Below are 14,582 nucleotides of genomic sequence, written 5' to 3'. Positions count from 1 at the left end.
AATTTGACAGTACTGGCGCACTGCCTACGCGATGAACCGGAAATCGTCGCTCGCGAGGTTGGACAGTTGGAAGTTCTTTAGCGTGATCATGTCGCCGATCTCGTCGGTGATGACGACATCGCTGCCGATCTGCTGACTGCGCGAGAAGACGTCGGCGAAGTCATCGAACACGCCGTCGCGTATCTCAATGAGATCCGCATCGCCATTGGCTCCGAAGTCGTTAATCGCATCCGACCCAAAGTTTGCGCCGAACATGAATACGTCAGCGCCGCCGCCGCCGGTGAGGATATCGTTACCGATGCCGCCGATGATGAAATCGCCGCCACCCGCCCCGGACACAACGTCGTTGCCTGCGGCACCATTGAACCGGTCAGCGCTCGCCGTGCCATTCAACGTGTCGTTGCCGCTTGTGCCCTGGAACCAGGCGGCATCCAGAACCTGCGAGCGATTCCAGGTCTGTCCGTTGCCGAACACGAACGTCTCGATGCCGGCATAGAAGCCGTTGTCTTCGTTGGCGATGGTCACGGCTCCGGTGTGACCCGTGAAGGACAGCGTGACGCTGGTGCCGGTGCGGCTCACACTCAACAGGTCTGAGGTGAGGCCCGCGCCGAAGGTGAGGCGATCATTGTAGCCACCGAACTCACCCTCCTGGATGAGATCCTGTCCATCGCCCGAGTTGAAGATGTAGGTGTCGTCCCCGGACGCGCCGGCCAGCACGTCGTCTCCTTGGCCACCCGCCAAAACATCGTTGAAGCTGAAGCCCGAGATCGTATCGGCGCCGGTGGTAGCCTGCCGCTGTAGCCAAAGTGCCGAGAGCTGGACGGCGTCCTTTTGGACGCCGTCGGCGAAGACGAATTGCTCGACACCACGATAGAAACCCTGCCAGTCGCCCGTGACGGTGATCGAGCCCTCGTAACCCAGGAAGCTCAAGATGGCAGTAGTGCCATTTCTCGCCAAGAGCAGCTTGTCGTAGGTCAAGCCCGCCCCGAAAACCAACAGGTCACTGTATCCCGCGTAGTCGCCATCGTTGATGACGTCGTGCCCTGACCCAGCATTGTATTGGTAGGTATCGTCACCGCCGGCTCCGGCGAGCGTGTCGTTGCCGAGGCCGCCGTTCAGCGTATTGGCATTGTTGAATGCCTCAATCAGATCATTGCCGGTGGTGGCCTTCTGAGCGAGGTAGAGCGCCCGGATGTCGTAATCGCCTAGCACCGCGCCATTGGCGAAGCTGAAGACTTCGACGCCGCCCCACTGGTCGTTGAAGATCTTGTCGATATAGATCGAACCCGCCGCGCCTTCGAACGTCAGGATCGCGCTGTCGGGGCCGCTGCGGGCCACGCGTAGATTGCTTGTGGTGATGCCGGAGCCGAACACTAGTGTATCGCGACCTTCCCACGATCCTTCGTAGATGAAGTCGTTCCCGCCACCGAGATTGTAGAGGTAGGTGTCGTCACTGCCTCCGCCGTAAAGCGAGTCATTGCCGGCGGCACCAGCCAGGGTGTTCGACCCGCCGTTGCCGTAGATGGTTTGCGCCATCGCACTGCCTGCATCGGCCATGGCAATGAGCGTCGCGCGGTCCCAAATGACCCCATTGGCGAAGACGATCTCTTCGACGCCAGAACCATTGCCCAGCAATTCACCGACGAGAATGACTTCCGCCGCGCCGATCTTCAGTTTGAGATCGTTGGCAGAAGGTTGGCCTTTAATCAGGACAATGTCAGCGGGGGCGATGCCGGTCGCAAAGACCAAGCGGTCAATGGCGCTGGCGTCGCCCAAATCCGAGATGACGTCGATGCCGCCCTGGAGCGCAATTTGATAGCTATCGCTCCCGGTTCCACCCGACAAAGTGTCGTTGCCCAACCCTCCGTTCAGGATGTCATTGCGGCCATCGAATCCGATGATGCTGTCAGCAGCCGACGTCCCGACGCTTGCTAGATATTGGCCCTGCAAATCGTCGAACGACCAGGTCACACCGTCGTTGAAGCGGATGCTCTCCAACGCAGGAGCGGCGAACTGACCCACCAGTCGGACCGACCCAAGCGCGTAGGAAAGTAGAGCATCGTTACCCGAACGCGCGACCGAGACCGCTCCTGAAGCCGCAGCATCGAGGCGAAGGCTATCGGCTGCGCCAGAGGCGTCGGTGATAGTCTTGGCACCAGCGCCCAGGATGTAGCTATCGGAGCCTTCTCCACCGGAGACAGCATCCATGCCGTCCAGCGTCACCAGGACATCGTTCTCGGCGGTGCCGGCCAGGGTGTCGTTGTAGGGCGACCCCATGATTGGAGACGCGCTGCCATAGAGTAGGTTCAGCACGTCCGGCCGGGTCCAAACGGTCCCATCGCTAAACGTAAACTGCTCCACAAAAGCAAACTGGATCCCGAAATAGTCCTTGATGGTCAGCCGGTCACTGTGACCGCCAACGCTGATGATGAGATTATTGCCCGCGCGCACGGCGCTCAGCGAGGCTGGCGCAATGCCGGGGCCAAACTGAACAGTGTCGAGCGCGGGCGAGCTATCGTCGAAGTCATAGACGGTGTCTTGGCCGTAACCGACATCGAACACATAGACGTCCTGCCCATTGCCGCCTTCCAGCCAGTCATTGCCTGCACCGCCATCCAACAGATTGGCCCGCGCGGTGCCGATGATGGTGTCATTGCCGACGGTCTTCGCTCCAGCAATAGCTAATGGCTCCACCTGGGCCGCCGTCAGCACCGTGCCGTTGCTAAACGCAAACCGCTCGACGGCGTTGTAGCCAGTGCTGTTGAAGTGGCCGACGATCAACAGGCTGTCAGCGCCACCTGAAATCTCGATCTTCAGGTCCGCGCCGACCTTCAGGAACTGCACGTCGCCCGGGGAGACATCGCTCAGGAACGAGATCGTGTCGGGTTGGTCCTCGTAGACCGTGTCGATGCTTTCCTGGATCACGTCATGGCCATAGCCATGGCCGAAGACGTAGCTGTCCGCTCCACCCAGGCCCTGCAGCGTATCCGCCCCGGCGCCACCGTCGAGGCTGTCTGCGCCGCTGAACCCGGTGATGACATCATCCCCTGCAGTTTTGCTGCGAGCGAGCAACTCAGTACGCAGTTGGCTTTGGTTCCACGTCACGCCGTCGGCGAATTGGATCGACTCGATATCCTGCCAGCCGTCGAAGAAGGCTTGGTGCCCGAACTGACCTTTGATCGTGACGCTACCGCCCACCCCAAAGGCGATGGTGATGTCGTCGCCCGCGCGTGTCAGCTGAGCGTCTGTGGAGGCAAGTCCCCCGCCGAAGATGATGGTGTCGTTGTCGTCGTAAGCGACGATCTCGACCGTCTCTTCGATCTGATCCTGGCCGAAGCCAAGTTCGAACCTGTAGGTATCCGAGCCGTCGCCCCCGCGAAGCACGTCATTGCCCGCGCCGCCGGTCAGCGTGTCGTTGGTCCAGAACCCGTCAACCGTGTCATCCCCAGCAGTTTGATGCTGGGCGATATAGTGCAGCCTGAGATCCGCAGCGCTCCAAACGGAGCCATCGGCGAAGGTGAAGCTTTCGACTTCGTTGGCCCGCGAGTTGATCGAGGTGTACTCGAATTGATTGACGATGCTTATGGAGTCGCCGGTTGAGCTGATGGTCAACTTGGCGCTTTTGAGATCCTGGCCGTAGCGTTCGATGGCGATATCGCTGGCCGATACGCCGGCCTTGAAAGCGATGGTGTCGCCATCATTGGCCAACCAGTTATCCAGAAGGTCGTTGACGGTGTCATGACCGTCCCCCGCGCCGAATGCGTAGGTGTCCGCGCCATTGCCGCCAAATATCTGGTCATCGCCAGCACCGGCATCAAACTGGTCATCCCAGTGACGGCCATGGACGATGTCGTCGCCAGCCGTCTGTTCGGCCTGAAGCACGGCAATCTCGATTTGGCTCCAGCTCTTACTGGTCCCGTCTGCCCAGACGAAGTTTTCGACTGCGTCCCAAGCCAGCGCCCCAAACGGACCAGTTTCAGTAATCACATACTGATTGATGATGCGGATGGACTCTCCGGTATCCGCGATGGTTGCGAGTAGATCGTCGCCGTCCCGAGTGAACACCACGTCGGCCACAGCCACGCCGCTTTCGAATGACAGAGTGTCAGTCATCCCGCCGAGAAGAATGTCCGTTCTATCTTGAATAACATCGTGGCCGTAGTCGCGACCAAAGACGTAGGTGTCGTTCTCATTCCCGCCATATAGGAGATCGTCACCAGCACCGCCGTCCAACACGTCTTCACGGTCAAAGCCGTAGATGACGTCATCGCCATCGGTCTGATGCTCGCTCAGCACCAAGTCGAAGATCTGATCGTATGATAGGTAGGATCCGTTGGCGAAGCTGAAAAGCTCGATCTGGTTAATCCACCAGATGCCCAGTGTGCCCGTGTAGGTGGCTGAAAACTGCCCCTCGATCTTTAGGCTGTCTGAGCTACCGAAAAATTGGATGAGCAGGTCTTCGTCTGCGCCATCACGAACGAATATCAGATCGTCCTGTGTAATGCCTTCTCCGAAACGGACCAGGTCCATCGAGCCACGAAATGCGTTGTCCTCTTCGTCGAAGATTACATCGTTGCCGTATCCTCGGCCGAATTCGTAGATATCGCTATCACCGGCTCCCTCGAGGCGATCATCGCCTGCGCCGCCGTCCAGAACATCATTGTCCGCAGTGCCAAGCACGGTAGTCGCGCCAGCATCGATCCGAACTGCTGCTTTGGCCATATCGAGCTGATCCCAGCTCGTACCATCGGCGAATGTGATCGCATCCACACCGTGGTCCGGCCAATATCCCGCGCCCATCGGGCCGGCCCATTCGCCATAGAACTGCCCCGTGATGCGGATAGTTTCCCCCGTAGAATTGAGGGTCATCACCAGATCAATACCGTCCCGCTCCACAGTAAAATCCGAAGCGAGATGTTTAGTGAACCGAAGTACGTCCTCGTGATGCGGACGGAGCGCGCCCTCCACATCGTCAATCACGACATGACCAAAGGTCTCGCCCGCGATGTAGTTATCTAGTCCGAGATCGCCCTTGAGGACCTGATCTGCGGTATCGATATAGAAGATGTCGGCCTCGTCCGTACCGACGACCTCACCGTCCCCCAGGGCGAAGAGGGATGGATCCAGACCTAATCCCTGAACAGCTTGAAGGAAACTGAAGGTGGGTTGCGTCGCCTCGAAGGCTCCAATGATGTTCTGGGCCAACCAGCCGTTGGTCGTCAGCAATCCGCCGCCACGGTTGAAGTCGGCTATCAGAACATTGATCAAGGGCTGCCATTCTAGCAGCCAGGCCACGGGATCGGCTTCCTGGCCGGCTTGTTCCAGCAAGTTGGCATAGGTCGGGATCAATTGTTGCGACGTGGTCGCGGAGAAACTGTTGTCCGTAGCGTTGTATTGGAGGCCTTCAAAGATGGCCGAGAAGGCTTCGGATTGAACAGCGACGCGCGCACCAATGAGGTTCAGACCTTCCTCCATATTCGCGATCACAGCGGAGATGGCCTGCAAGGCTAACGACACATCCTCCGGCATTTCGCGGAACTGGAAGAGTTCGCCGATATAGCGTTCAAAAAACGCCAAATCCGATCCCAGAACTTCGTCCAACACGTAGTCATGCCCGTTGGCGGCATGGTCGCCGAAAAGGATCGACTCGAAGGTGGCGACATCGCCGCCCACACCAACAAGTGTCGCCCCATCCGGAAGGCCATAGCTGTACTGAACAAGCGTCTCGCCATTCACGATAAGCTGGGAGAGGGCATAGGTTTGTGCACCCATATCTTGGATTTGGGCGAGGGAAGGCAGCGGCTCGCCTGCTGCTGATGTCAGCGTCAGGCTCATGCCTGACACGAATTTCCACGTAGCGATCTGATGCAGTCCGTCGGTGGAAGTCGTGACTTCAAAATCCCAGGCGTAGTCGCTCACCGCGCCATCGGTGCGGATGATGGGAATGTCGCTGTAAGCGGCGACCGCCGCTGCACCATGAATGATGGAGCCATCTGCAGCGCGGATTGGAGAGCCCTCTGCCCATGCCTTGAGCAAGGGGCGGATGGCTGCTCGGATCGAACCAAGATCATGACCCAGCGCAGCATCAAGCGAGGCCAGCGTGCTCTCAACAAGCGCGAGGCCGCCCGCTTCCACAGTTAGCGCCTGCCGAAGACTGACGAGCGTGCCGAACCCTTTGAGGTCGGGCATACCGTTGGCAGCGGCAGAAATCGCAATCGGTTCGCCGAGATAGACGGTGTTGGCATTGTTGAGCTTGAGGATTGCTTCGCCGAGCGCTCCCGTGGATCCGTTGCCTCGAATGAAGGTCGAGGTCGCGACGATCTGGTTTCCCGAGATCGTTTCGCTGCTGACCGTGTGAGCCAGGTCAAGCCCGACAATATCATAGGTCGACAAAGCCTGTAGTTCGCCGACGCCGACCTTACCGTTTTGATCCAGGTCACGCCAAATCTTCAGGTCGTCAAACGCGTCAGCCGTATCCACGACCCCGTTGCCGTCGAAATCCGCGAGGCCGTTATCGGCTGCATTGACGATCCTGTCGCCGTTGCCATCCAGGGTCTCAAGGATGGCAAATCCGGAGGTTCGCCCGCCAAAAAGCTCCCGCGAGTCGACAATCTGACCGTCGCCATCGATGTCACGCGCCAGCATGCCATCGTCCATGCCAACCCAGCCCGAGCGCTCGGCGTATAGATCAGCATCGACATCGAACATCGGCGAAAAAGAATTGAGCGCGGTGAGGTCGAAACCGTCACCATCCAAGTCAAGAACGAGGGGGTCTTGCCCGCTCCAGGCATCCCAACCGCCCATCGATTTGACGATCAGCCCAAACAATTCCCAAGTACCGAAATACGTCCCCTGGCCAGCATAATCCTCCATGATACCATGAGCTTCAATAGTGTAATCAGCCAGGAAAATATTCCCTGCGCCTATCTTTGCGTGTCCCACGCCCTGCGGCCGTTGCGTGTCTGCCCACCCCAGGAAATACATATTGTGAAGGGGGTTATCGTCAGGCGCCCCCTCTCCAATATGAATGACTAGTTCGCCATCGCTGTTCAGGCCGTACTTGACCATATTTGCCCAGCCAGATGCGTAATTGTGTTCTGAAGTGGTTGAGCGCAGCCCGCCGAACAACCTGAGCATTCCGCCCACGCTCACCTGATCGTTGAAGTCTAGATCTGTGACTCCTACGCCTGCAGAAAACCAAACTTTATCATTACCGCCTGTGCCAAGATGTACGAGCGCGCCTGCGGCGGCGCTTTTCAGGACATCGTCACCGTCGCCGAGGAATACTTCGCCGCCAAAGGTTGAGTCGTTGAATACGTCAGTGTGTCTTGTCGCAGTGATTTGCTGGAAATTTTGGTAATCTATTCGGTCTCCGACCCACAGGGCGCTGATAACCTGCGAGCCAAGACCTCGGTCGAGCGACATCGCATTGCGCACACCAGCGGACCCGAAATAAAGGCCGTTTGCAGATTCAGAGAAATCGAGTCGGTCGTAGCCAGCCCCGCCGTCAATCGTAAGGTTGTCGCGTCCGAAATCCAGTAGTGAGGAGACATGCACAACATCGTCGAGCGCCGACGAGCGCAGGATCTCGATTTCATAAGCACGGTCAAAATCTGAAGAGCCGTCCACGATGGAGACGAAATTCTCACCATCTTGCTTAGCGCCGGCGACGTAGAGCCACTGCTCGCCGCCATCGTAGATCGCCTGATCGTCTCCACTCCCACCGATGAGGACGTCAATACCGCCACCACCGCGCAGTTCATCGTTGTGGTCGCCGCCGATCAACATATCGTTGCCGTCGCCGCCGGATAGGCTATCCTCGCCCTTGCCGCCTATGATCAGATCATTGGACGAACTCCCCTGCATTTGGTCGTCACCGACCCCGCCTATCGCTAGCGTCACATGGTTCCTGGCGTCATAGGCGCGGTCTGAGATCTGAAGCGAAAGCGGCCCGTCTCGCGTCGCCACCACATAGCGATCAATGGCATTGTCGGCTGGGGCGCCCCAAAGCCACAGTGATTGTTCGGTGGCGTCAGCGATGGCTCGTTGCGCCGACGCCGGATCATCCGCAGACTGTTGGAACGCAAGCTGAAAGCCTGCCTGGCCGATGATCGGGCCCACTCGGCCCTGCCAAAGATGATCGGACAGATCGACCGTCAGGGAAGAAAGGTCGTCAGACAAGGCCAGGACGCCCCCCAACGCATCCGGGCGCGAAGTCTGCGTGGCCTTGGCCAAAGCTAGGCCTGCAGCGAACTGCGTGGCGATCTGCGCGAGAGCTTTGCTGGAGTCCAGGAGCGGAGCGCTGTTGGCCACAGCGAATGCGGCCCCGATCTCGTTGACATCGTCAAACAAGACCTTGGCGGCTAGGTCGCCGAAGGGGCGCTCCCCGCTCTCCAGCACCGAATAGGCGATGGCGTTGAGCATTTTGACGTTCGGATCAGCTGACCCGCCGATCAGGCCCGCCATGACGGCGTTGGCGATATCGTCGTCGAAGAACGAGTCCAAAACGCTGTTAACGACGCGCTCGTCACCCCGCCACAGGTTACGGCTAAGCCCACCTTGCTCTGAATACATCAGAAGCACTTCGAGTGCCTGGCTGTGGAGCATGATGGAATTCAGCAGCGGAACGTCGGCTTTGTCCCATCCTGATACCGTCAGCTCATGTTGCTGAGCAGCCGGAACGTCGGTCGCCGGATTGACGATCGCATAGAAGACCCCGATCCCGGAAAGCACCGGGCCAAGCCACGGGATCGTTCCGAGCAAAGCGCCCGCGAGGGCTGGGAGAGTACCGTCGCGCAAAAACTCCATGACTTCGCCATCGACATGGTAGGCGGTGATGCCTGCCATTGAGGGCGGAGACGGCACATTGACCTCAGCCATAGCCGCAGCAATCTGCGCCGCCGAGGCCGAAGCCGTGGCGGCCAAGAGCAGGTCAAAGCGCGCGGCGGCCGTTACCGCAGTCACGCCCAGAAGGGCGGAGGCCTCCACGGATTCGCTGAAGGTTTTGACGAGCTTTTCGGCGTAGATGGTCATCGACGCCAGCGCAAAGGGCATGTGGTCGAACAACACTGATCGAGCACCGCTCAAGGACCCGACCAGCCCAGCCAAGCCCCCACCGAGGGAGTGTCCCGTTAGCGTGACATTCGCGTTACTTAGCTCCCAAATGCTGAGCTTGGAATCCGGGGAAATCCGACTGTTGAGAACCTGCTCATAAAAGTCGATGGCCCACTTGCCTTGATTGTCTCCGGTCAGGCCGCCGCCCACGACCCATCCGGAAAAGATGTCGGTGTCTCGAACGTCCGCAGGGTTGAGGTTGTCCGTGCCGCGATAGGAGATGAGGATCTGATCGCCCTTCTTGTAGGCGACAGCGACGAAGCCCTGCGCAGAGTGGCTCCTGTCAATCTTCAGGATTTCATAGTCGCCCAGCGATCCCTCGTCGGGTAGGTCGAAGCCCTTCAAGGGGCCGCGGCTGTAGGCGTCCATGGCGAAAACCGCCAGCATGAGATCCTGGTTCATCACTTCCACCCGATGAGCGCTGAGCGCGTGTCTATGGCCCAGGCGATGTTTTCGCCTTCGACTGGCGTGCCAAGGCCTGAATTCGCTAATGGTTTACGGGCGGTGATCTGCGCTTCCGCCCACGGCAAGGCCTTCAGGACCGCTCCGGTGTCGAGCGGATCTGTCGATGGCTCGATATAGGCCGCCAAGAGTCTGACGCCTGCTCCGAACGAAGCCGCCAGATCCGCAGGATCAACGAGCCGCACGTCGGAGGGGTCGTCTATCGCTTTGAGCTTGAGCATCATCGGCAGGGCGTCCGGCGCGATGTCCACGCGGCCGTGGTGGCCAAGAGCTTCGAGGGCGTCGCGGGAAACATCCTGCATATCGCGGCGGCCATCCACGGAGCCGGTCGCGAAACCGGGCGTCCACAAATCTCCGTTGCCGCCGAAGCGCCCGGAGGTCGAGCTCCGACTACGCCCCATCATGGTGACGATCAGCGCGCCGCGCCGCCCGAAATCCACGACAATGGCGCTGCCGACACAAATGTCGGTCGTGTTCGACATGGCGCCGAGACCATCGATGCGGTCACGATGAATGGCCTCTCGCATGGCCGAGGCGCGCCTAACTGAGCCACCGTCGGCGATTTCGACCGTGAGCCTGAAGCGGTGCTTTTGCGTGCTCGTGCAGCCACTCAGGGCCAAAATGCCCAGAACCGCGCAACGTCGGCTGAGCTTGGAAGATCCAAACGCTCCTCTCGGCGGAGGTTGGAGCGCAGCCCTCGCCAGGAGGCCATCGTCGTTCATGGTCATCACCTTGAGAAAAAGGGCGTGTTTGAAGTGAACTTGCCGGCGGTCGACTTAGGGATTCCCGCGCCGGAGAGATTTCGTCTTCCGGTTGCCGCCCAAGGAAGAAGCTTTCCTATCCCTCGGGCGATTGCTTCATCCGTAACGTCAAACTTGGCGCGTTTGAGCGTGACCGCCGCTCCAAGCTGCGACGCGAATACACGCCGGGTCCCAAGTCTGGAGCGGTTCGGCAGAGCTTGCTCATCAAGCCTAGCAACGTCATGCTCAGAGAGGCTCTGATCTACATCAACTCGACCAATCACGAACTAACCCCCGCAACGACGCCGAAACGTAGCTCAATCCAACCATGCATCCTAGATGCATTCTCGCTATACGACAGTGTTATGCGAAATGATCTTCGAGCTCGGTAGGGGCAGCGTCGACTAGCGGTTCCAGGGCACAAGTCCCAAGCCCGGCGACTCTCTTGAAGAAGCGTCGGGTTCCCCATTCCGGCCTTCATCTTTGCCGGCCTCGGCACCGACGTTATGGAAGGCTGGGGGGTTGCAAGTAGTTTCATGGGCGAGGGGAGGAGCGCCCCACCGGTTGCCTCCCCACCAAATGCCCCCTCACCCCAGTTTCCATACATCGAAATGTATGGCGCTCTCCCGCGCGGGGGTATTCGGGGGATGAGCGCCCGGATCTTGGCGTGGGAGAGTTCGGGTTTTCGCCGCCGCTGGGAGCCCTGCCTAAGCGGCGGCCTTGTCAGCCTGCGCCCGTGGTGACGGTCCAGGTTCAGGACAGACTACCGGCAGGCGCTCGGGCTGGTTCGCGAGCGCCCGTCGCCGAGGGGCACGACCCCACCAATCGCCTCCGCGCCCGTCGCGGCCCTCCCGCTCCATACATCGCAATGTAATGAGCCCTCCCGCGCGGGGGTATCGGGGGTGCGCTGAACGCCCCGATCTGGGTCTACGGGAGAGTTCCCGTTTCCGCCCTCGCCGGGGAGGCATAGGCGGATCTTTGCCACCGCTGGGAGCCCTGGCTGAGCGGTGGCCTGTCAGCCCGCGCGCTCGAGACCCGCCGCCGCACCGCCGCTCACCCCGTCGCCTGGCTTTCGAAGCGCTGGATCAGAAAGCGGGTCGCTGGGCCTGGCGGACTGTCGCTGCGATAGACGGCCTGCAGCCCATAGAGCCCCCCCTCGAAGTCGGGCATGTCCAGGCGGACCAACCTGCCTGACGCCAGGTCTTCGCGGATCATCGGCTCGGGCATGTTGCCCCAGCCGATGCCTTCCTTCAGCAGCATGTGCTTGGACCCCAGATCGGCTAGGCGCCACGAGCGCGTCCCCATGACGGCGAATTCCTGACCTTGGGTCAGGGCGGATCGATCGGTCAGAACCAGTTGAATATGCTCGCGCCCTGCCCCCGGTTCGTTGCGTCCCGCCATCGCCAGCGGATGGGACGGCGCGGCCACCGGGATCAATTCCACTTGCCCAACGCCGACGCGTTCAAGACCGCTGACGCCCAGGTCGAGCGGGCCGCTGATTCCAAGGCCGGCGGCGCGGCTGAGCACCATCTGGGTCACCGCGCCGAGCGCCTCGACATAAAGCCGCAAGGTGACGGTGGGAAAAACCGCGTTGAAGGCTCTCAGGGCGTCGGTGATCCGATCGGCCGGCAGCATGACATCGATCGCCAAATGGACTTCGGGTTCCAACCCCTGCAGCAACCCCTTGACCTTAGCGCGCAGGCCATCAACGCCATTGATAACCGTCCGCGCCTCGGCCAGCACGGTGCGGCCCGCGTCGGTCAGTTGCGGCTTCTTGGTGATGTTGCGGTCGAACAGCAGAACGCCAAGCTGATTTTCCAGGTTGGCAACGGTGTAGCTGATCACCGAGGTCGCCCGCCCCAATCGCTTGGCCGCTGCTGCGAAGCTCCCGCAATCGACGATCGTCAGCAAAACCTTCAGTTGGTCCAGGGTGGGGGAACCGGGTTCCGACATTCGAATTCCTCGATGATTTTGCGCGATGTTATCCCGGTTTCATCGACGCGTCAGTCGCCTTACCGTCACCCTTACCAACTTTCCAAGCACCCTGGGTCGGTCGCGCGAGACAAGCTCGCGGCGCTGTGGGCGCTCCACGCACTCGCCCTTGGAGGCTATCGTGACGCTGCTTTCCGCCACCGCCGAGATTGACCAGATCGTCCTGCCGCCGGCCCGTGATCTGGGCGGCTTCGAGGTGCGCCGCGCCCTGCCCTCGGCCCAGCGCCAAATGGTCGGTCCTTTCATCTTCTTCGACGCCTTCGGTCCCATCACCCTGACCGCCGGCCAAGGCATCGACTCGCGGCCCCACCCCCACATCGGCCTTTCGACCCTGAGCTATCTGATCCAAGGCGAGGTGCTCCATCGCGACAGCGAGGGCCATATTTAAACGCTGCAAGCTGGCGACGTGAACCTGATGACGGCAGGGCGAGGCATCGTCCATTCCGAGCGTACCACCGAGCGAGAGCGGGCCAGTAATAGCGCACACCTCTTCGGCGTCCAGAGCTGGATCGCCCTGCCCGCCCAACACGAGGAAACCGCGCCCGGCTTTCAAAATGTACCTGCCCAAACCTTGCCCCGGCTTGAGGGCGAAGGCATCGACCTGCGCTTGCTGGCCGGCAGCCTGCTGGGTCGACGGGCACCGACGCTGACGCATTCGGACCTCTTCAACGCCGATGTCTCCCTGATCGACGGGGCAAGATTCCGCATCGACGCCGAGCATATCGAACGCGCGCTCTATGTCCTGTCGGGCAAGATCCAGGTGCAAGGCCAGAGCGGTCTCTTCGGCAAGGACCAACTGGTCGTGTTCAAGCCGGGGGCGGAGATCGTCCTGAAGGCCAGCGGTCCGGCGCGGCTGATGGTATTGGGCGGCGAGCCCCTGTCCGAGCGGCGTCATGTGTACTGGAATTTCGTCTCCTCGCGGCGCGACCGGATCGAGCAGGCCGTCGAGGACTGGCGCGAGCGGCGCTTCGCCGGCGTGCCGGACGAGACCGAGTTTACCCCCCTGCCAGACACCGCCCGCGCGGCCTGATCGACTTCCCCGAACACCCAAAGGCTCTCGCCCCTCAAGCACGCCCTTCGCTTTCCACCGCCGGTGCCCCTGCTTGCCCGCACAGTTCGAGGCGTCTCGTCATGCTCATATCCGATGTTCTCCGAGGCAAGGCTGGCCCTCTGGTCAGCCTTTCGGCCGATGCCCCCGTCTCTGCAGTTTTAGCGCTGATGGCGGCGCGAGGCGTCGGCGCGATCATGATCCTGGACCATCGCGACCGCTATCTGGGCTCGGTTTGCGAACGCGATATCGTGGTGGGGCTGGCCGATGCCGGCCCCGGCTTCTTGGACCGCACCGCGCGCCCTATCATGAACATCGGCGGCCCGTCGATCACCAGTTCGGCGCCTGTAGCCGACGCCATGCGGATCATAACCGAGTCCCGCGTGCGCCATCTCCCGGTGATCGACCACGGTATGATTGTCGGGATCGTCAGTCTCGGCGACATCATCAACTCGCAACTGGCTGCGAAGATCGCAGAGAACGCGGCCCCACAGGCCTAGGCGCGCGCCCATCTGGCTGCGGCGTGACGGACCCCAAACTATGGCCAATCCCACCCCCGATACCCCGCAGAGCGCTGCGATGAGTGCGCGCATTGCGGCTGCCGCCGGCACGCTGTTTCTAGCGCAGGGTGTTGCGCAGGCCTCCGTGGACGCCATCGCCCAGGCACCCGGCAGCCAGAAGATGTCGATCTATCGCAACTTTCCCTCCAAGGCTGCCCTGGTGTCTGACTGGCCTTCGGCGCTGGCGGCCGAACATGAGCCCGACCTGTCGGAACATCACCGCCGCCACGCCGACGATCCGCAGGATGAAATCCTGGGATTGGCAGAGAGTTTCGCGGGGCAGGACGGTGCCCGCATTCGGGCCGCGCGCCTGCCGGCCTCAACAGGCCTCCACATAGACAACGCTGGACCCAACGGGTCCGATGCTGATTCAGGCGGCATGCCGCAACCGTCTTGGCCACCTAGAAACCCCCTACGTCAGTCTCGACCGGCCCGCTCCCGCCGACCTGGCCTAAGAACTCGTCTAAGCCCTCGAGGGCGCGCGATCGTTCGGCGCGCTCGACCCGGGCGCGGACGCGCCCCGGTGCCTTCGGCAGTTGTTGGAACGCCTGTTGGAGCAAGCCGGGGGCGGCGATGTCCCGGATCGCCGCGCGGGCATGCGCGTCAAGGTCCGTAAGGTCCGTAAGGTCCGTAAGGTCCGTAAGGTCCGTAAGGTCCGTAAGGTCC

Annotated in this window: 6 protein-coding genes and 1 pseudogene; 4 read left to right on the top strand and 3 right to left on the bottom strand. The window is 60.9% G+C overall.

Translation table 11 applies throughout. The annotated features are described in order from the left end of the window. Positions 1-24: 24 nt before the first annotated feature. The 3 genes from ACW179_RS13510 to ACW179_RS13500 form a co-directional block, all read right to left on the bottom strand. Complete coding sequence (locus ACW179_RS13510) at positions 25-9,516, bottom strand: calcium-binding protein (protein ID WP_492059997.1); 9,492 nt, start codon at positions 9,514-9,516, stop codon at positions 25-27. Next, entirely contained in the window at positions 9,516-10,298 is a 783-nt protein-coding gene (locus tag ACW179_RS13505; protein ID WP_492059996.1) for a hypothetical protein, read from the bottom strand. The genes ACW179_RS13510 and ACW179_RS13505 overlap by 1 nt, the downstream gene beginning before the upstream one ends. Before the next feature lie 1,071 nt (positions 10,299-11,369). Beyond that, positions 11,370-12,269, bottom strand: coding sequence for a LysR family transcriptional regulator (locus tag ACW179_RS13500; RefSeq protein ID WP_492059995.1), 900 nt, complete (start codon positions 12,267-12,269; stop codon positions 11,370-11,372). 25 nt (positions 12,270-12,294) lie between these two features. Here ACW179_RS13500 and ACW179_RS13495 point away from each other — a divergent pair. From ACW179_RS13495 to ACW179_RS13480, 4 genes and pseudogenes are all read left to right on the top strand, one after another. Continuing rightward, positions 12,295-12,807, top strand: a pseudogene (locus tag ACW179_RS13495) (pirin family protein); the annotation flags it as partial. Positions 12,808-12,879: 72 nt separating this feature from the next. Beyond that, positions 12,880-13,338: a pirin family protein gene (locus ACW179_RS13490; RefSeq protein ID WP_492064314.1), complete on the top strand. Its 459-nt coding sequence runs from the start codon at positions 12,880-12,882 to the stop codon at positions 13,336-13,338. Between the two features lie 101 nt (positions 13,339-13,439). Next, on the top strand, positions 13,440-13,856 hold the full coding sequence (locus tag ACW179_RS13485) for a CBS domain-containing protein (protein WP_492059994.1): 417 nt from the start codon (positions 13,440-13,442) through the stop codon (positions 13,854-13,856). A 40-nt stretch (positions 13,857-13,896) separates the two neighbouring features. Then, a complete protein-coding gene (locus ACW179_RS13480) occupies positions 13,897-14,532 on the top strand; it encodes a TetR/AcrR family transcriptional regulator (RefSeq protein WP_492059993.1) in 636 nt (211 codons plus the stop codon). Positions 14,533-14,582 lie beyond the last annotated feature (50 nt).

The organism is Caulobacter sp. AVps18, from assembly GCF_058681425.1.
The sequence above is the reverse complement of the archived record's forward strand: the minus strand, read 5'-3'. Positions and strand labels throughout refer to the sequence as shown.

Coding starts and splice junctions, on each gene's coding strand:
- ACW179_RS13510 (WP_492059997.1), bottom strand. CDS start 9,516: ATGAACCAGGATCTCATGCTGGCGGTTTTCGCCATGGACGCCTACAGC.
- ACW179_RS13505 (WP_492059996.1), bottom strand. CDS start 10,298: ATGAACGACGATGGCCTCCTGGCGAGGGCTGCGCTCCAACCTCCGCCG.
- ACW179_RS13500 (WP_492059995.1), bottom strand. CDS start 12,269: ATGTCGGAACCCGGTTCCCCCACCCTGGACCAACTGAAGGTTTTGCTG.
- ACW179_RS13485 (WP_492059994.1), top strand. CDS start 13,440: ATGCTCATATCCGATGTTCTCCGAGGCAAGGCTGGCCCTCTGGTCAGC.
- ACW179_RS13480 (WP_492059993.1), top strand. CDS start 13,897: ATGGCCAATCCCACCCCCGATACCCCGCAGAGCGCTGCGATGAGTGCG.